The organism is Pseudoxanthomonas daejeonensis, from assembly GCF_022637495.1.
GTDB classification, from domain to species: Bacteria; Pseudomonadota; Gammaproteobacteria; order Xanthomonadales; family Xanthomonadaceae; genus Pseudoxanthomonas; species Pseudoxanthomonas daejeonensis.
In genome coordinates, this window is sequence record NZ_CP093331.1 from 738,421 (window position 1) to 755,839 (window position 17,419).

Here is a 17,419-nt window from a genome sequence, read left to right on the forward strand (position 1 = left end):
ACAAGCGGCCCGTTTCTTTTGACGCCCGCGCCTGGTGCTGCAGCGACTCAGCCGGTGTTCTGCACGCCCTGCGAAACACCGTTCACGCTGGCCACCAGCGCGCGCAGCAAGGTCTCGTCCTCCCGTCCACTGGCGCGCCAGCGCTTGAGCAAGTCCGCCTGCAGCACGCTGATCGGATCCACGTACGGGTTGCGCAGGCGGATCGACAGCGCCAGGCGCTGGTCGTGCTGCAGCAGCCATTCGTTGCCGTTGAGGCGCATCGCCCAGTCGCGCGTGAGCGCGTGCTCGGCCTCGATCCGCGGGAAGAACTCGCCGTGCAGCGCGTCGCCGGCCAGTCGCGAGAACATCCCGGCGATGCCCATGTCGCCCTTGGCCAGGACCATGGCGATGTCGTCGAGGAAGGTCTTGAAGAACGGCCAGTCGCGGCCCATCTCGCGCAGCGCGTCCTCGCCGTACTCCCCGACCGCGGCCTGCAGTCCGCTACCCACACCGTACCAGCCGGGGATCACCGCCCGTGCCTGGCTCCACGCGAACACCCAGGGGATGGCGCGCAGGTTGGACAGCGCCGCATCCTGGCCCAGCCGGCGCGACGGCCTCGACCCCAGGGTCATGCGCTCGATCACGTCGATCGGCGTCGCGCTGCGGAAATAGTCCATGAAGCGCGGTGCGCCGACGAAACCACGATAGGCGCCGCTGCTGGCCTCGGCCACCGTGGCCATGACCTGGCGCCACCGCGCCTCGCGCGGCTCCGGCTCGCGCGGCCGGATGCTGGCCACCAGCACCGCGCCGGTGGCCTGCTCCAGCGAGCGCAGGGCCAGCGCGCGGATGCCGAACTTGCGGTGGATCGCCTCGCCCTGCTCGGTCACCCTCAGCCGACCATCGACGCTCCCGCGCGGCGACGCATCGACCGCCCGCGAGGTCTTGCCGCCACCGCGGCTGATCGAACCGCCGCGGCCGTGGAAGAAAGTCAGCTTGATGCCGAGCTCTTCGGCCGCCTGCATCAGTTCCACCTGGGCACGCTGCAGCCCCCAGCGAGAAGCGGCGATGCCGCCGTCCTTGCCGCTGTCCGAGTAGCCCAGCATCACCATCTGCACGTTGCCGCGCGCGGCCAGGTGCCGGCGGTACACCGCGTCGGCGAGCAGGTCGCGCAGCGTATCGGGGCCGTGGCGCAGGTCGTCCACGGTCTCGAACAGGGGCGCGATGTCGAGCGGCACGTTGCCCTCGGCATCGACCAGGCCGCCGCGCCGTGCCAATGCCAGCACGGTCAGCACGTCGGCGCGGCTGCGCGCCATGGAAATGATGTAGGCGCCCAGCGCGTCGGTACCGTGGCGCAGGCGGGCATCGCCCAGCGCGGCGAACACCCCGTCCAGGCGCGCGTTGCCGGGCTCGTCGACCTGCGGCAGCGCCGTGTCGCCTCCGGCGTAGGGCCCGAGCAGCGCCGCCTGGTCGACCGCATCGCGCGATTCCCAGTCCTCCTCGCCCAGCGCCGCAGCCACCGCGCGCGCGTGGATGCTCGACTCCTGGCGCACGTCCAGCCGTGCGAGGTGGAACCCAAAGGTGCGCAGGCGCCAGACCAGGCGTCGCACGGAGAACCAGCCTGCATGCACGCCGCGGTGGTTCTCCAGGCTCTGCCGGATCAGCTCGATGTCGTCGCCGAACTCGGCCGGCGAGCCGTAGCCCTCGGCGCGGTCGTCCAGGGTGGCCTGCAGCCGCGCGCGCATCAGGTCGATCAGCAGGCGGTACGGCATGTCGGCGTGGCGCGGGCGCGCGGCTGCGGCCGCCTGCGGCAACAACTCGCGGTAGCGCTCGACCTGGTCCAGCACCTGCGGATCGACCCCGACCACGCCGGTGGACTGGCTCAGCACCGTGGTCAGCTGCTGCAGTTCGCCCAGGTACTTGCCGAGGATCGCGCGGCGCTGTGCGTCGAGCGTATTGCGGATCGTGTTCGCATCGACGTTCGGGTTGCCGTCCATGTCGCCGCCGACCCAGGTGCCGAAGCGGAGCAGCCGCGGCAGGTCGGTGGCGATGCCGAAGCTCTCGCCGATCGCGTGTTCCAGCGTCTCGTAGAACACCGGCATGACCCGGTACAGCACTTCGGTCAGGTAGAAGCCGACATGCTCGCGCTCGTCCTCCACGCCCGGGCGCACCGGCGAGGAGTCGGCGGTCTGCCAGGCCGAGGTCAGCGCCATGCGGAAGCGGGCGATGTCGGCGGCGCGTTCGCCGGGCGTGCGGCCACCGTCGAGGTCGTCGACCAGCGCGGCGACCATGATCTGTTCCTTCTCCAGCAGCGCGCGCCGCACCGCCTCGGTCGGGTGCGCGGTGAACACCGGCTCGATGTCGATGCGCTCCAGCCAGTCGCGCAGTTCCTCCGGCGAAACGCCCTTTTGCTTCAAGCGGTGCAGCGCATCGTGCAGGCTGTCGGGTTGCGGCTTGCCGGTGTCGGCGCGCTGGTAGTCGCGGCGCCGGCGGATGCGGTGCACGCGCTCGGCGATGTTGACGACCTGGAAGTAGGTGCTGAAGGCGCGCACCAGGGCCTCGGCATGCACCGGCTCCAGCCCGTCCAGCAGCGCCGACAGCGAAGCCATCGAGCCACCGTTCTGGCGCCGGGCGATCGCCGTGGTGCGCACCCGTTCCACTTCCTCGAGGAAGGCCGGCGACACCTGCTCGGCGAGCATGTCACCGACCAGCGCGCCGAGCCGCCGCACGTCGTCGCGCAGCGGCAGGTCCGGCGGGGCGAATTCGAGCTGGCGGGGAGCATTCATCGACACGCGCTACGGGGAAGGAAGACGATCCCCCGAGCTTAGCCGCGTTTTGTGCGGCGCCGCAAAAGTTTCAGCAGCACCCAATGCGCCGCCACTCCAGCGCAAACGAACCGGCGCGACCCGTCGCCACGACAGGCCGCGCCCCCGTTTCAGTTTTTCGCCTGCGCGCGCTCCGCCGTGGCGTTCCGCACGTACTCCTGCAACAAGTCGTCCGTCTCGGCCAGCATGTGCAGGATCGATTCGCGGGCACGGTAGCCATGCGATTCGTTGGGCAGCATCACCAGCCGCGCATTGCCCCCCAGGCCCTTGACCGCGGCGAACATGCGCTCGCTCTGGATCGGGAAGGTGCCCGAATTGTTGTCCTGTTCGCCGTGGATCAGCAGCAGCGCGTCCTTGATCCGGTCGGCATGGTTGAACGGCGACATCGTCAGGTAGGTTTCCGGCGCCTGCCAGAAGTTGCGCTCCTCGGACTGGAACCCGAACGGCGTGAGCGTGCGGTTGTAGGCGCCACTGCGGGCGATGCCGGCCTTGAACAGGCGCGTGTGCGCAAGCAGGTTCGCGGTCATGAAGGCGCCATACGAATGGCCGCCGACCGCGACCCGCTTCGGGTCGCCGACGCCACGCCGGGCCAGCTCGTCCACCGCCGCCTGCGCGCTGGCAGTCAGCTGGGCGATGTAGGTGTCGTTGGGTTCGGCGTCACCCTCGCCCACGATCGGCATCGACGGATCGTCGAGCACCGCGAAACCGCGGGCCAGGAAAGGCAGCGGCCCCCAGTAGCTGATCCGGTTGAACCGGTACGGCGAGTCGGTGACCTGGCTGGCGGCCTGCGCCGATTTGAATTCCTGCGGGTAGGCCCACATCAGCACCGGCAACGGGCCGTCGCGCCCGGCGTCGTAGCCGGCCGGCAGGTACAGCGTACCGGTCAGTTCCACGCCATCGGCGCGCTTGTAGCGGATCTGCTCCTTGCGCACGTCGCGCAACTGCGGCGTGGGGTGCGGAAAGCGGGTCAGCGCGCGCAGCGGTTCGGTCGCGCCGGCATCGCGCACGTAGAAGTTGCCGGGCTCGGCCGGCGATTCGCGCGTGGTCAGCAGGCGCAGGCCACTATCGTCCAGCAGCGCCTGCGGCGCCTCGTAGTACGGTGCCTGCGAATGGAACAGGCGCTCTGACTTGCCGGTGGCCAGGTCGTAGCGGTCGACGAACGGACGGTCACCCTCCGGCGAAGCGCCCTCGCCGAGCAGGAACAGGCTGCCCCCGTCGGCGCTGGTCAGAAGGCGCTGCCGCCCCGCGGCGTCGGTCAGCGTAGCCGCCGAACCCGGATCGGCGTAGCGATCCTCGAAAGAACGGTCCACCAGCAGTTGCGGGGCCTGGGCTGGCGCATCGGGCGCGATGCGCCAGGTCTTCGTGCGGCGATTCTTCCACCAGGCTTCATCCAGCAGCGCCAGGTCGCCCCGGCCCCAGGTGATGCCGCCGTAGCGCGAGCCCAGGTCGGCCAGTTTCACCGGCGCGGCCGAGAACGGCGCGGCCTGCATGAACACCGCGTCGCGCACCGCCGCCTCGCGGGCCGGGTCGCCGCCGTCCTGGGCCTCGGCCCAGGCCAGCGTGGCTGGCGCGTCGGCGCGCCAGGCCACCGAACGGACGCCCGTGGGCACCGCGTCGTTGCCGGTCGGCAGTCCTTCGACCAGCGGCAGGCGTGCGACGGTGTGCACGCTGCGACCGGAAGTGGCGTCGAGCACCTCGACCACGCGCGGGAAGCGCATCAAAGGAACCAGGTAGGAGAACGGGCGCTCGATCCTTTGCGCCAGCACGAAGCGTCCATCGGGCGAAGGCGAGGTCGAGGTGTACAACGCGGCCGCACCGACACGCACCACCTTGCCCTGCAGGTCCACGCGCGCGGGCTGCGAAACCAGGTAGTGCTCCAGGGTCAGCGCATCGTTCTCGTTGCGCAGCAGGTCCTGGAACGTACGGATCGAACGCACCCCGGCACCGGCTTCGGTCTGCTGCACGCTCGGGCCGGTCGGCACCGCGTCGGCAGGCGGCAACGGGCTAGGGCTGCCGGCCTGCAGCCGCACCAGCAGTCCGCGGCTGTCCGGCAACCAGCTGTAGGCGCTGCCGGCGACCGTGTTGAGTCCGGCCACCAGCCGGCGCGCGCGCAGTGCGGCCACGTCGACCAGCCACAGCTCGTTGGCCCCGCTCGCACGGTCGATCCGGTTGAAGACGAAATGGCGCTGGTCCGGCGACCAGGCCAGCCCGGCTAGTCCCAGCGGCTCAGGCAATCCGGCGATCCGCCGCTCGCCGCCGCTGGCGACATCCATCAGCCACAACTCGCTGCCGAAGGTGAACTGGCTCGGCGCGTGGACGCGCGGATGGAAGCGCAGGCCCGCCAGCTTCAGTTCGGGCTGGGCGACCACATCGATCCCCGGCAGGTCCGGCATCCGCACCAGCGCGGCCAGGTCGCGGCGCGGCGAGAGGGTCAGCTGCGGGGCGCGGGGCGCGTCCACGATCGCACGCAGCTCGGCGACCGGTTCGCGATAGCGCGACGCCCCTTCCGCTCCGGCCTGGGCCGCCGAAGGGCCGGGCAAGGCCCAGGCCAGAGCCGCCAGGGCCAGCGCCGGCAGGGCGCCCCTGGGGGCGGACGGTCGCGGACGGCCGGAACCGGCGGTCGCCACGGGGCGGCCGGGGTCGGAGGTCTTGGGTGCGGGCATCGGCAGTTCCTGGGGTGGCTTGGGACGACCTGACTGGATACCACGCCCGTTGAGACGGCTACCCGTGGCGAAAGTCCCGCAACGGCGACGCCGTGCCCGGTTCATCCATCGATCCGGATGGACGGATATAATGCGCGCGCCGCCGAGGGGCGCTGCGACCATGGGACGTGCGGGATCTTCCGCAGGAGCCGCACGATACGTGCACGCTTCCGACCCGTGGCCAGGCTCGGCAAGGTATCCCAAGCGACAACGGCGCCCGGCGAATGCGAGATCCCTCTCGCCATTGAACCGGAGCACACACGTGAACGCACTGCCCAAGACCTTCTCCACCGAAGGCGATTACAAGGTTGCCGACATCTCCCTGGCCGACTGGGGCCGCAAGGAGATCGACATCGCCGAGCACGAGATGCCGGGCCTGATGTCCATCCGCCGCAAGCACGCCGCCAACCTGCCGCTCAAGGGCGTGCGCGTGACCGGCTCGCTGCACATGACCATCCAGACCGCCGTGCTGATCGAGACGCTGAAGGACATCGGCGCCGACGTGCGCTGGGCGTCGTGCAACATCTTCTCGACCCAGGACCATGCCGCCGCCGCGATCGCCGCGTCGGGCACCCCGGTGTTCGCCTGGAAGGGCGAGTCGCTGGAGGAATACTGGGACTGCACCCTGGACGCGCTGACCTTCACCCTGGCCGACGGCACCCTGACCGGGCCGGAGCTGGTGGTCGACGACGGCGGCGACGTGACCCTGCTGATCCACAAGGGCTACGAGCTGGAACAGGGCGATGACAGCTGGGTCAACTCGGCATCGGGCTCGCACGAGGAACAGGTGATCAAGAACCTGCTCAAGCGCGTGGCCGGCGAGCGCCCGGGCTACTGGACCCGCGTGGTCAAGGACTGGAAGGGCGTCTCCGAAGAGACCACCACCGGCGTGCACCGCCTGTACCAGATCGCCGAGCAGGGCAAGCTGCTGATCCCGGCGATCAACGTCAACGACTCGGTCACCAAGTCCAAGTTCGACAACCTGTACGGCTGCCGCGAGTCGCTGGCCGACGGCCTCAAGCGCGCCATGGACGTGATGCTGGCCGGCAAGGTCGCCGTGGTCTGCGGCTACGGCGATGTCGGCAAGGGCTCGGCGCATTCGCTGCGTGCCTACGGCGCCCGCGTGATCGTCACCGAGATCGATCCGATCTGCGCCCTGCAGGCGGCGATGGAAGGCTTCGAGGTCGCCCCGGTCGAGGACAGCCTCGGCACCGCCGACATCTACGTCACCACCACCGGCAACAAGGACATCATCACCCTCGATCACATGAAGGCGATGAAGGACCAGGCCATCGTCTGCAACATCGGCCACTTCGACAACGAGATCCAGGTCGATGCGCTGTACGCGTCCGGTGCGGTGAAGACCAACATCAAGCCCCAGGTGGACAAGTTCACCTTCTCCAACGGCAACAGCATCTTCCTGCTGGCCGAAGGCCGCCTGGTGAACCTGGGCTGCGCCACGGGCCATCCGTCGTTCGTGATGTCCAACAGCTTCTCCAACCAGACCCTGGCCCAGATCGACCTGTGGGCGAACAAGGACGTCTACGAGAAGACCGTGTACCGCCTGCCCAAGAAGCTGGACGAGGAAGTGGCGCGGCTGCACCTGGAGAAGATCGGTGTGAAGCTGACCCGTCTGACCAAGGACCAGGCCGACTACCTCGGCGTTGCGGTCGACGGCCCGTACAAGCCGGAGCATTACCGCTACTGAGCGGCGTACAGGCCTTCAGCCGTACACGGAACGGGCGCCGCAAGGCGCCCGTTTCCGTTTCGCGCGCCGCGCCGTTACGACCTCAGCCGACGCTAGCCACCGGCGCTGGCGCCACGACCTCCACCACTGGCGGGTTCCGGTCGACCCGCTCCGGTGCCGCCGCGACCTTCATCGCGATCGAACGGACCGCCTCCGTCGCCGCACCCAGTGGCACGCGCTCGGCCAGGCGCCGGAACGTGTCGCGGCTGTCGTATCCGGAGCCATCGCGGGGATACATGTCGTACATGCTGAGCAGCTCCTCGCAGGCAACCGCCAGCGATCGCTGGCTGCCGCCGGCCAGCGCGCGGCCGATCCGGTCGAAGGTATGCAGGCAGTCCGCCAGCCAGAGCAGGTCGTAGCGCGCCTTCTGCGGTTCGGGGCCGCTATGGCCGCGGGTGAAGGCGCTGTAGCCGCGGATGGCCGTGGCCACGCGCGCGACGTGCTCGAAAAGCAGGCCGATCTCGCCGGAAATGTCGAGGGTGTCGATCACCACCATCGGGAAAGGCCGCTCCTCCGGCGCTGTATCCGGGGCCTCGGCCTCGAGCCTGCGTCGCAACACGAGGTACTCGCGTTCGAGCGCTTCGAACTGCGCGGCCGTCTCCGTCGCGCGCCCCTCCAGTCGTCGCAGTGCGGCACGGTAGCGCGCGTTGCGTTCCTGTTCCGCCTCGTGCTCCCCGCGCTCGCGGCGCAGGTTCCGGCCCCAGGCGACAGCCAGCACGGTCGCCAGGACGGCCCAGCCGCCCAGCACACTCATCAGGATGATCGGGAGCGTGCCCATGTGCACCAGAGTAAAGAGTGGACGGAAAGTCGCATCCGCCCGCACCGGTGCACGCCGTCCAGCAGCGGCGTCCGGTCAAGGGGACTTGGCATAGATCGGCACCGGCACCGGAATCCTGAGCGTGCCGGCTGCGCACCGCCCGCTCCGCGCGGTCGCGACGGCCGGGTGGCCACCGGAACCCGCTCTGGAATGACGGGCCGGCGCGTCGTCAGGGCCGCCAGTTGGCGTTGGCTTCCCAGAACGCCACGCTGCGGCGGTAGGCCTCCCGATCAAGCGGGACACCCGAACCACCCTCCCCTACCCCCAGCGCGTTGCGCATCATCGTCACCGGCGCCATCGGGATCTCCTCCGGCGCCATCGTGTACAGGCAGCCGACCACGCCCCAGTCGGCATCGATCGGCGTGCCTTCCCGGGCCAGCTGGTCGCGGTCATAGAGGATGACGACCAGGTAGTCGGCCACTGGCGGCTGCACGCCCTCGAACCAGCGCACCAGCACCGGCAGCTCGTCGCGGCTGCGCGCCTCGTAGGCCGAGCGCAACAGGTGCCGGTTCCCGGCGGTGACCGGCACGGTCAGGCAGCGGGTCGAGGTCCAGTTGCGGTGGACGTGCAGCTTGCAGAACGACGCATAGCCGTCCAGGACCGCCAGCGGCGCGTGCGCGTTGAGGTACTGCTCGAACTGCCCCGGGGTGCAGTCCTGGATGGTGTTGCCGCGCGGCTGGCGCGGAAACAGGCGGGTGCGGGCGAAATCGGTGAGGAAGATCGACATGTGTCAGTTCGTGGGGCAGGCGCGACAGGGTAAACCGCCGCATCGCGTGGCGGCCGCCACCTGGCTTGGCGGCGGAAATACATATTCACATCCATCGCGATAAAGAGATATTATGGCCGCGACCCACCGAGCCAGGCCGCGATGAGCCACGTCAGTTTCGAGTTCTACCCCCCCAAGACCGACGAGCAGCGCACGCAGCTCGATCGCGCCGCGGCGAAGCTGAAGGCGCACGCTCCCGAATATGTGTCCTGCACCTTCGGCGCCGGCGGTTCGACCCTGAGCTACACCTCCGAAACCGTCCGCCACCTCAGCCAGCACCATGGCTTCGAGGCGGCGCCGCACCTGTCCTGCGTCGGCGGCAACCGCGAAGAGATCCGCGAGCTGCTCAAGCTTTACCGCGCGATCGGCTGCCGGCGCATCGTGGCCCTGCGCGGCGACCTGCCCTCGGGCATGGGCCATGCGGGCGACCTGCGCTACGCCTCTGAACTGGTCGAACTGATCCGGGCCGAGCACGGCGACCGCTTCCGCATCGAAGTGGCCGCCTACCCGGAAACGCATCCGCAGGCCGAGAATGCGCTGACGGACCTGCACCATTTCAAGGCCAAGGTCGATGCCGGCGCAGACGCGGCCATCACCCAGTACTTCTACAACGCCGATGCCTATTTCCGTTTCGTCGACGATGTGCGCCGACTGGGCGTGGACATCCCGATCATTCCCGGGATCATGCCGGTCTCGAACTTCACCCAGCTGCGTCGCTTTTCCGAAGCCTGTGGCGCGGAGATTCCGCGCTGGGTGGGTAAACGCATGCAGGCCTTCGGCGACGACGCTGAGGCGATCCGCGAGTTCGGCGCGGACGTGGTCGCCGACCTGTGCCGGCGCCTGGTCGCCGGCGGGGCGCCGGGCCTGCACTTCTACACGCTGAACCTGGCAAAGCCGACCGAAGCGGTGCTGTCGCGTCTGTGACCGAACTGCTTTCCGTGGGCGCGCGTCGCCGCTAGGCTGCGCCGATGCCCCGGCTTCTGCTGTTCCTCGCCTGCCTCTGCCTGGCGCTGCCGCCGGCGACGGTGCGGGCGCAGCAGGTGCAACGCTGCATCGGGCCGGACGGGCGCGCGGTCTACACCGACCGCCGCTGCGACGACATCGGCGCGGTCTCCCGGCTTCCGCCAGCGGCGGCCGGCGAAGGGCCGCGGCTGTTCCGTGGCGGCTGTCCGCGCCAGCTCAGCCAGCTGGTCGGCGAGATCGGCGCGGCCATCCAGAACCGCGACGTCAATCGCCTGGCCAGCGTGTACGACTGGAGCGGAGCAACCGACGCCTCGGCCTCGCGAACGCTCGATCGCCTGGAGGCGATGGCCGAACGTCCGCTGGTGGACATCGTCCCGGTCTACGCCAGTAGTGATGCCATGCCGCTGCCGGAACCGCCGCCCCCGGACAATGTGGCGCGGGATGAAGGTGCAGAGGTGGACGCCCGTGCAGCGTCGACGGGTCCCGAAGCCTGGATGCCCAGCTGGACCAGCAGCGAGGGATCCGCCAACCCTCCGGATGTCGAAGCCGCGGGCATTGCCGGCGCCGCGACCGCAACGGTACGCGCGCCCCTGCCACCCACACGACCGCGCCCGGTCGGCCTGCGCGTCGAACAGACCCTCGCCGGCCGCGCCACGCCATCGCACACGGTATTCGGCCTGCGCCGCAGCTACGGCTGCTTCTGGCTCACGCTCTAGGCCGATCCCCGCATCCCGCGCACCGTCGCGGCCTGGGGCAGAATGGCCCTGTACCCGTGCGGAGCAGGCCCATGCAGTTCCCCGAGAAGATCTGGCACAACGGAACGATCAAGCCCTGGGCCGAGGCGACCACCCACGTGATGGCGCACGCGATCCACTACGGCTCATCCGTGTTCGAGGGACTGCGCGCCTACGACACCCCCAAGGGGCCGGCGATCTTCCGCCTTGGCGACCACACCCGGCGGCTGTTCAAGTCGGCCAGGATCTACGACATCGTCATTCCGTACACGCCCGGGCAGATCGACGCCGCGTGCCGTGACATCGTGGCGGCCAACGGCCTGCGCAGCGCCTACCTGCGCCCGGTCGCATTCCGCGGCGCCGGCAGCATCGGCCTCGCCGCCGAGACGCCGATCGACGTGGCGGTCGCCGCGCTGGATTTCGGCCGCTACCTCGGCGCCGAGGCGCTGGAACAGGGCATCGACGCGTGCGTCTCCAGCTGGCAGCGATTCGCGCCCAACACGGTCCCCGCCGGCGCCAAGGCCGGCGGCAACTACCTGTCCGGGCAACTGGTGACGCGCGAGGCGCGCCGCCACGGATACGGCGAAGGCATCGCGCTCGCATCCACCGGGCTGCTCAGCGAAGGCGCGGGCGAGAACCTGTTCCTGGTGTTCGACGGCGCCCTGCACACCACGCCGGCCAGCGCTTCGATCCTGAGCGGGATCACCCGCGATTCGATCGTGAAGCTCGCCCGCGACGCCGGGGTCGAGGTGGTCGAGCGCGACATCCCGCGCGAGTACCTGTACCTGTGCGACGAGCTGCTGATGTGCGGAACCGCCGCGGAAATCACGCCGCTGCGTTCGGTCGACGGCAAGCCGGTCGGTGATGGGGTACCCGGCCCGGTGACCCGGCGACTGCAACAGCTGTTCTTCGGCCTGTTCGATGGCAGCACGGCCGACACGCGTGGCTGGCTGGAGTACGTCTGAGGCGCGAGCACGTGCGGCTGAGTCGGCGCCTGGACGGGGCCGAACCCGTCCCCGCCCGCGCACCATGATTTGCATCACCCGGCAGTACCCGTCTCCACCGGCGCAGCGCCGCTGAACGACAGCGTGGCCACCACGCCATGGTTGCCATCATGGCGTGGCCGGACGCTCACGTCCCAGCCATACAGGTCGCACAACCGGCCGACGATGGACAGGCCGATACCGGCCCCCTGCGAATGCCCCGCGTGGGTACCGCGATACCCGCGCTGGAACAGCCGCGCCGCGTCCTCCTCGCTCAGGCCCGGCCCGGTATCGACCACCTGCACCCCATCCGCCAGCAGGCAGACCACGACCTCGCCTTGCGGCGTGTACTTGACCGCGTTGCCGATCAGGTTGCCCAGCGCCACCGACAAGGCGGCCTCCGGCGCCTCGATCACCAGGCCCGGCTCGCCTTCGATGCGCAGCTCCAGCGGCTTGCCGCCCAGCTGGGCACGATGCGATTCCAGCAGCTGCTCGGCGACCTTGGCCACGTCGCTGCTGCCCTGGCCGCGCTCGTTGCGCGACAGCAGCAGCAGCGAACCGATCAGGTCGGTGCACTGCTGCTCGGCGCGCTGGATGCGTTGCAGGCGCGCGCGGGTGCGCTCGTCCAGCTCCGGCCGCGACAGCAGCAGTTCGACCGCGCCCTTGATCACCGCCAGCGGCGTGCGCAGCTCGTGGCTGACGTCGGCATTGAATTCGCGGTCGCGCTGGACCACTTCGGTCAGCCGCAAGGAATAGTCGTCGAGCGCCTCGGCCAGCTGGCCGACTTCGTCCTCGGGGAAGTGCGTCGCCAGACGGCGCGGGTGGCTGCTGCCGCGATAGGCACGCAACCGCGCCGCCAGTTCGGTCACCGGTCGCATCACCCTCGAGGCCGACCACCACCCGATCACCAGCGACAGCGCGCTGAACAGCAGGATCGAGACGTACAGCGCGCGCTTGAGCTGCGCCTCGCCGCGCATGCTCTGAGTCATGTCGTAGGCGAGGAAGAACCACTCGTTCGGGGTCTTGCGGACGGCGAGCTTGTAGGCGAACGGGTCGCCGTTGTCGTCGCGGCCGGTGATGCTGTGGATGCCGTCGGGCAGCTCGTACCAGTCCGGCTGCATGACCCGCAGCTGCTCGAAGTCGGCCCGCTTCACCACCCGGCCGCGCATCTGCTGCACCGGCAGGTCCGGGTTGCGGCTGGGATCGACGTAGAACCGGCGCGCGAACTCGTCGATGTTGGTGTTCATCACCTCCTCGACCAGCTCGCTCTCGACCCGCTGGCGCGAGTAGTCGGTCAGGAACGCGAACAGTGCCGTCAGGCCGGTGCCCAGCAGCAGGAACGAAAGGATGATGCGGGTGCGCAGCCGCCGGCGGAAGCGCCGTGGGCTGCGGGTCGCCGGCGCGGTCCCGTCAGGTGCCGCCATCGGGAGCCGCGATGCGGTAGCCGATGCCGTGCCTGGTCTGGATGTAGGGAACGGGGAACGGCTTGTCGATCACCGCGCGCAGGCCGTGGATGTGCACGCGCAAGGAATCGGAATCGGGCAACTCCTCGCCCCAGACCCGGGTCTCCAGTTCCTGGCGGGTGACCACCGCCGGCGAGGCCTCCATCAGCGCCTGCAGGATTTTCAGCGCGGTCGGGTTGAGTTGCAGCAACCTGCCCTCGCGCCGGACCTCGAGGGTGTCGAGGTTGTACTCCACGTCGCCGGTATTGAGCACGCGCGTCTGCACGCCCTTGCCGCGGCGCGACAGCGCGTTGAGCCGGACCTCCACTTCCTGCAGCGCGAACGGCTTGATCAGGTAGTCGTCGGCGCCGGAGTCGAAGCCGGCGAGCTTGTTCTCCAGGCTGTCGCGGGCGGTGAGCATCAGCACCGGGGTCTGCTTGCGGGCTTCGTTGCGCAGCTTGCGGCAGACCTCGATGCCATCCATGCCCGGCAGGTTCAGGTCCAGCACGATCGCGTCGAAGTCATGCACCACGGCCAGGTGCAGGCCGGTCACGCCATCGGCGGCGAAATCCACGGTATGGCCACGGTCCTCGAGGTAATCACCGAGGTTGGCCGCGATGTCGCTGTTGTCTTCGATGACGAGGATGCGCATGGAAGACACTCAGTTGGCGGCCGGCATCTGCACGCGGCGCATCTTCGAGAGCTGCTGCTCGGTTTCCTCGCGGGCGCGCCGGCGCTCGGCCACGGTCATGCAGCTGTTGGTGGCGCGGTGGGAACCGACCTTCTTCTCGCGGGTGCACACCAGGCGGCTGTCCTCGCGGGCCTGGGTCAGCAGCGTGTTGACCAGCTCCTGCTCGTTGAACACTTCGACCTTGGTCGCTGCCGGCAGCTGGTTCACGCTCTGCACGTCGCCGAGCAGGCCGGAGATGCGGTTGAGCGAGGAAGTCACGCGCTGCCGGTCGTCGGGGGAGATCTCGGCGTAGGTCTTGCCGTCGCCCAGTGCGGTCACGATGGCGGTGCGCTGGGCTTCGAACGAGCTGCTCAGGTCGAGCCCCTTCTCCGGCGAGAACGCGTCGCCCTGGGACTGGATGTTGGCACTGGCCACGAGCGGCGCCAGGGCGAGAGCGGAAAGCATGAGCAGCTTGTACATGGGACCTCGCAACGAGAGGGATTGGGAATCGCCAGGACGCGGGCGTATTCCGATTCTGCCTGCCGATCGGGAACCGGGCAAACGGCGGCGGACGGATACAAAAAGGCCCAGGCTGGGGAGACCGCCTGGGCCAAAGGATTGCCCCGATTACCGTATCTCGTATTGACGACCGGGGGACCTTGGTTCCCTGGCTGACGATGGAGCTGCGGTCCGACGGAGCCTAAGCCGGAATCGATTAAAGCCGTGTTAAAGCGCAGGCCCCAACGACCGGGGCAACCCACGCCAAGTAGCATATGTTGCTGATATAAAAGGAATTATCTCGAAGACACGTAGTCGATGATGGCCCCGGCTACGTCCACCTTGCAGGCCCCCTCGACCCCCTCCAGGCCCGGGGTCGAGTTGACCTCCAGGACCAGCGGACCCCGCGTCGAACGGATCAGGTCGACGCCGGCCACGCCCAGCCCCAGTGCCTGCGCCGAGCGCACGGCCACCGCCTGCTCCTCGGCGCTGGCTTCAGCCGGGAAGCCCTCGCCGCCCCGGTGCAGGTTCGAGCGGAATTCGCCCTCGGCCGCCTGCCGGCGCATCGCCGCCACCACCCGGTCGCCGACCACGAAGCAGCGCAGGTCGGCGCCATTGGCCTCGGCCACGAACTCCTGGACCAGGAAGCTGGCGTAAAGCCCGCGCAGGGTCTCCACCACCGCGCGCGAGGCCGAGGTCTTCTCGGTCAGCATCACTCCCGCGCCCTGGGTGCCCTCGTTGAGCTTGACCACGTGCGGTGGCGGCCCGAGCAGCGAGAGCAGGTCGACAGTGTCGTCCGGGTTGTCGCCGAACACCGTGGTCGGCAACCCGATCCCCTGCGCGGCCAGCAACTGGTGCGTACGCAGCTTGTCGCGGGCTCGCAGGATCGCGTCGGGCGGATTGGGCGTCCAGCTGCCCATCAGTTCGAACTGGCGCAGCACCGCGGTGGCGTAGCGGGTGATCGAGGTGCCGATCCGCGGGATCACCACGTCGTAGCCCGTCACCGGCCGGCCCTTGTAGCGCATCGAGAAACCGCCGGGCGCGATGCGCATGTAACAGCGCAGGGGATCCAGCACGCGCACGCTGTGGTGGCGCGCGCGCGCGGCTTCCACCAGCCGGCGGGTGGAATACAGCGAGGCGTTGCGGGAAAGGATCGCCAGCTTCATCGGCGCGTCACCGTGAACGATGCCTTTGGGACGCGAAACGCCGCGGATCTGTCCGCGGCGCTATCGGCATGTGTGGAGCGGGTGATGGGAATCGAACCCACGCTAGCAGCTTGGGAAGCTGCAGTTCTACCATTGAACTACACCCGCGGATGACCGGCAGTCTATGCGCCCGCGGGGCGCCCGTGCAACGCCAGCCGGGTACGCACGCGGGGTGCGCACCCGGCCGCTGTGGTGGATCAGAAACTGCCGCCCAGGCTGAGGAACACGCCGCTGTCGCTGCCGCCATCCTGGCCGGCGCTGGCGCGCACGCCCGCATCGGCGTCCAGCCCGAACAGGCCGAAGCGCGCGCCCAGCACCACGGTGCCGAAGTCGCCATCGAAGTCCACGCCCGGCACTGCGTACTCCTGGTCGGGCAGGGTCTGCAGGCGGGCGAAGACCTCCTCCTGCGCATCCTCGAATTCATGGTCCCAGGTGGCGCGCAGGTAAGGCGTCCAGCTGCCGGCGTCGTAGCGCACCTGCCAGCCGAGGCTGCCGACCAGCGAGTCCAGGGTCTGGTCCGAATAGGCCAGGGCGGTGGAGGACAGGTTGTCCTCGCTGAAGCCGTCCACCTCGACCTTCTGCCACAGCAGGCCGGCGACCGGCCCATGGCGCAGCGCGCCCTCGCCGAAGTCGTAGCCGCCGTTGACGCCGAACGCGGTATTGCTGCCATCGGTCGAACCGTTGTGGCGGCGCATCGCCGGGCCCATGCGCACGTCGCGGGTCACGTCGTAGTCCAGGCTGGTGTAGCTGGCCTGGGCGTTGACCCAGCTGCGCCCGCCGTACCAGCCGAGGAAGCCGCCGAAGGTCGCATCGGCCTGCTCGAAGTCGCCGCGGTTGCCGCCGAAGTCGGCATCCATGCGGCCATAGCCGAGGAAGCCGCCGGCGACGATGCCGTTGCCGTTGGCCCAGTCCAGGCCGAACAGGCCGGCCGGGGCCATGCCGTCGTAGAGGTCCGCATGGTCGTAGCGCTGGGTGTCGGCGCGCAGCCCGCCCCACCAGCGCAGGCCGGCCGCTTCGGGCGCTTCCGGCAGGTGGTAGGCGACCTGGTCGGCGCGGCTGCGGCCGATGACCTTGGCCGAGTGCGGCAGGACGCCGATCAGTTGAGGGCCCTCAAGTACGGAGATGGCGTAATCGGCCAGGATCGCGTGCGCGGCGCCGCTGGGATGCACGCCATCGGCGAACAGGTACGTACTGGCCGCGTCGGGCGCCACCAGCGAGGACGGGTTGCAGGTCAGCGAGCTGCCGGACGGAGGAAGGCAGGCGGTCTGGGTGACGTTGCGCATGCCGTACGTCACCGGGCTGGCGACCACTTCGCGCAGCATGCTGAAGGTGTCCAGCGGGATCACCCGGTAGCCGGCCTGCGACAGTGCGCCGTACATGGAGGTGTTGTAGGTCGTGGCCAGCTGGGTCAGCGTCGCCTGCGCCACCGGGCCGGCAGCGATGGCGTTCGGAGTGATGCCCATGTCCGGCAGGCTCGGCACCAGGATGTAGCGCGCGCCTGCGGCGTCGAGCGTGCCCACGATCTGGACGACGCCGCCCACCGCGGTGGCGAGGGTCGCCTGCGGCGGCGCGCCGGCGGCGACCGCGAACAGGTCGTTGGCGCCGGTCCACACCGTGTAGAGGGTGTCGGGGTTGGCCTTGCCGCCGTTGGCGGCCAGGTAGCGCCCGACCTGCGACACCGTCGACTCGGCCGCGCCGTTCTGCACCGTGACCCGCGAACCGCCCTGGGCGTAATTGTCGCCGCCCTGGTTGTCGGTGAAGCCGTTGCCGTCGTAGCGGTCGGCCAGGTACTCGGCCCAGACCCAGGCCGGGTTGGTGGTGAACTTGCCGGTGATCGGGCGCACGTTGGCCGGCAGCTGGTTCTGGAAGTGGCCCGAATCGGTGAGGCTGTCACCGAAGAACACGGCGCCTTCGAACTCTCCCGCCAGGGCCGGAGCGGCCGCCAGGGCCAGGGCAACGGCGAGCGTCGAGCGGAGCGGACGGGGAGCGGACATGGAGTCTCCTGTTGTGGATCTGGGTAGGCCCGGGCGGGCAAGGCATTACAGCGTACGGCTGCGAATGGTCAATCGTCCGCCCAAGCGGGCCGGCACA

General features: G+C 69.5%; 13 protein-coding genes, 1 tRNA gene and 1 riboswitch. Of the genes, 4 read left to right on the forward strand and 10 right to left on the reverse strand.

Features of this window, described 5'->3' with window-relative positions; translation table 11 throughout:
• Nucleotides 1-47: 47 nt before the first annotated feature.
• Nucleotides 48-2,762, reverse strand: a complete 2,715-nt coding sequence (gene ppc, locus MNQ95_RS03465) for a phosphoenolpyruvate carboxylase (RefSeq protein ID WP_241953819.1) — start codon at nt 2,760-2,762, stop codon at nt 48-50.
• 149 nt (nt 2,763-2,911) lie between these two features.
• Nucleotides 2,912-5,464, reverse strand: coding sequence for a prolyl oligopeptidase family serine peptidase (locus MNQ95_RS03470; RefSeq protein WP_241953820.1), 2,553 nt, complete (start codon nt 5,462-5,464; stop codon nt 2,912-2,914).
• Nucleotides 5,465-5,602: 138 nt separating this feature from the next.
• Nucleotides 5,603-5,729: riboswitch (S-adenosyl-L-homocysteine riboswitch) on the forward strand.
• A 36-nt stretch (nt 5,730-5,765) separates the two neighbouring features.
• Between MNQ95_RS03470 and ahcY the strand changes: the two genes are divergently transcribed.
• Nucleotides 5,766-7,211: an adenosylhomocysteinase gene (gene ahcY / locus MNQ95_RS03475; protein ID WP_241953821.1), complete on the forward strand. Its 1,446-nt coding sequence runs from the start codon at nt 5,766-5,768 to the stop codon at nt 7,209-7,211.
• A gap of 82 nt (nt 7,212-7,293) precedes the next feature.
• On the opposite strand, the gene MNQ95_RS03480 is transcribed toward ahcY, so the two are convergent.
• Nucleotides 7,294-8,028: a hypothetical protein gene (locus MNQ95_RS03480; protein ID WP_241953822.1), complete on the reverse strand. Its 735-nt coding sequence runs from the start codon at nt 8,026-8,028 to the stop codon at nt 7,294-7,296.
• 208 nt (nt 8,029-8,236) lie between these two features.
• Entirely contained in the window at nt 8,237-8,794 is a 558-nt protein-coding gene (locus MNQ95_RS03485; protein WP_162409619.1) for a DUF3228 family protein, read from the reverse strand.
• 141 nt (nt 8,795-8,935) lie between these two features.
• Here MNQ95_RS03485 and metF point away from each other — a divergent pair, with 141 nt between their 5' ends.
• The 3 genes from metF to MNQ95_RS03500 all read left to right on the forward strand — a co-directional run bounded on the left by metF (nt 8,936) and on the right by MNQ95_RS03500 (nt 11,495).
• A complete protein-coding gene (metF, locus tag MNQ95_RS03490) occupies nt 8,936-9,757 on the forward strand; it encodes a methylenetetrahydrofolate reductase [NAD(P)H] (protein WP_162409621.1) in 822 nt (273 codons plus the stop codon).
• Nucleotides 9,758-9,801: 44 nt separating this feature from the next.
• Complete coding sequence (locus MNQ95_RS03495; protein WP_241953823.1) at nt 9,802-10,512, forward strand: hypothetical protein; 711 nt, start codon at nt 9,802-9,804, stop codon at nt 10,510-10,512.
• Between the two features lie 71 nt (nt 10,513-10,583).
• A complete protein-coding gene (locus MNQ95_RS03500) occupies nt 10,584-11,495 on the forward strand; it encodes a branched-chain amino acid transaminase (RefSeq protein WP_241953824.1) in 912 nt (303 codons plus the stop codon).
• Nucleotides 11,496-11,569: 74 nt separating this feature from the next.
• Here MNQ95_RS03500 and MNQ95_RS03505 read toward each other — a convergent pair whose 3' ends face one another.
• From MNQ95_RS03505 to MNQ95_RS03530, 6 genes are all read right to left on the reverse strand, one after another.
• The gene (locus tag MNQ95_RS03505; RefSeq protein ID WP_162409627.1) at nt 11,570-12,937 is read right to left on the reverse strand and encodes a sensor histidine kinase; all 1,368 of its coding nucleotides are present in this window, start codon (nt 12,935-12,937) and stop codon (nt 11,570-11,572) included.
• Nucleotides 12,924-13,607, reverse strand: a complete 684-nt coding sequence (locus tag MNQ95_RS03510; RefSeq protein ID WP_162409629.1) for a response regulator transcription factor — start codon at nt 13,605-13,607, stop codon at nt 12,924-12,926. Before MNQ95_RS03510 ends, MNQ95_RS03505 begins: the two co-directional genes overlap by 14 nt.
• 9 nt (nt 13,608-13,616) lie before the next feature.
• Nucleotides 13,617-14,105: a hypothetical protein gene (locus MNQ95_RS03515; protein WP_162409631.1), complete on the reverse strand. Its 489-nt coding sequence runs from the start codon at nt 14,103-14,105 to the stop codon at nt 13,617-13,619.
• Between the two features lie 314 nt (nt 14,106-14,419).
• A complete protein-coding gene (gene rimK / locus MNQ95_RS03520; RefSeq protein ID WP_162409633.1) occupies nt 14,420-15,289 on the reverse strand; it encodes a 30S ribosomal protein S6--L-glutamate ligase in 870 nt (289 codons plus the stop codon).
• Between the two features lie 73 nt (nt 15,290-15,362).
• Nucleotides 15,363-15,436 (reverse strand) — tRNA-Gly (locus tag MNQ95_RS03525).
• An 89-nt stretch (nt 15,437-15,525) separates the two neighbouring features.
• On the reverse strand, nt 15,526-17,322 hold the full coding sequence (locus MNQ95_RS03530; RefSeq protein WP_241953825.1) for an autotransporter outer membrane beta-barrel domain-containing protein: 1,797 nt from the start codon (nt 17,320-17,322) through the stop codon (nt 15,526-15,528).
• Between the last annotated feature and the right edge of the window lie 97 nt (nt 17,323-17,419).

What these genes read in the sequence shown, in the direction of transcription:
- rimK (WP_162409633.1), bottom strand. Translation starts at nt 15,289, where the DNA reads ATGAAGCTGGCGATCCTTTCCCGCAACGCCTCGCTGTATTCCACCCGC.
- MNQ95_RS03530 (WP_241953825.1), bottom strand. Translation starts at nt 17,322, where the DNA reads ATGTCCGCTCCCCGTCCGCTCCGCTCGACGCTCGCCGTTGCCCTGGCC.
- MNQ95_RS03510 (WP_162409629.1), bottom strand. Translation starts at nt 13,607, where the DNA reads ATGCGCATCCTCGTCATCGAAGACAACAGCGACATCGCGGCCAACCTC.
- MNQ95_RS03505 (WP_162409627.1), bottom strand. Translation starts at nt 12,937, where the DNA reads ATGGCGGCACCTGACGGGACCGCGCCGGCGACCCGCAGCCCACGGCGC.
- MNQ95_RS03470 (WP_241953820.1), bottom strand. Translation starts at nt 5,464, where the DNA reads ATGCCCGCACCCAAGACCTCCGACCCCGGCCGCCCCGTGGCGACCGCC.
- MNQ95_RS03480 (WP_241953822.1), bottom strand. Translation starts at nt 8,028, where the DNA reads ATGGGCACGCTCCCGATCATCCTGATGAGTGTGCTGGGCGGCTGGGCC.
- MNQ95_RS03500 (WP_241953824.1), top strand. Translation starts at nt 10,584, where the DNA reads ATGCAGTTCCCCGAGAAGATCTGGCACAACGGAACGATCAAGCCCTGG.
- MNQ95_RS03515 (WP_162409631.1), bottom strand. Translation starts at nt 14,105, where the DNA reads ATGTACAAGCTGCTCATGCTTTCCGCTCTCGCCCTGGCGCCGCTCGTG.
- MNQ95_RS03485 (WP_162409619.1), bottom strand. Translation starts at nt 8,794, where the DNA reads ATGTCGATCTTCCTCACCGATTTCGCCCGCACCCGCCTGTTTCCGCGC.
- metF (WP_162409621.1), top strand. Translation starts at nt 8,936, where the DNA reads ATGAGCCACGTCAGTTTCGAGTTCTACCCCCCCAAGACCGACGAGCAG.
- ppc (WP_241953819.1), bottom strand. Translation starts at nt 2,762, where the DNA reads ATGAATGCTCCCCGCCAGCTCGAATTCGCCCCGCCGGACCTGCCGCTG.
- MNQ95_RS03495 (WP_241953823.1), top strand. Translation starts at nt 9,802, where the DNA reads ATGCCCCGGCTTCTGCTGTTCCTCGCCTGCCTCTGCCTGGCGCTGCCG.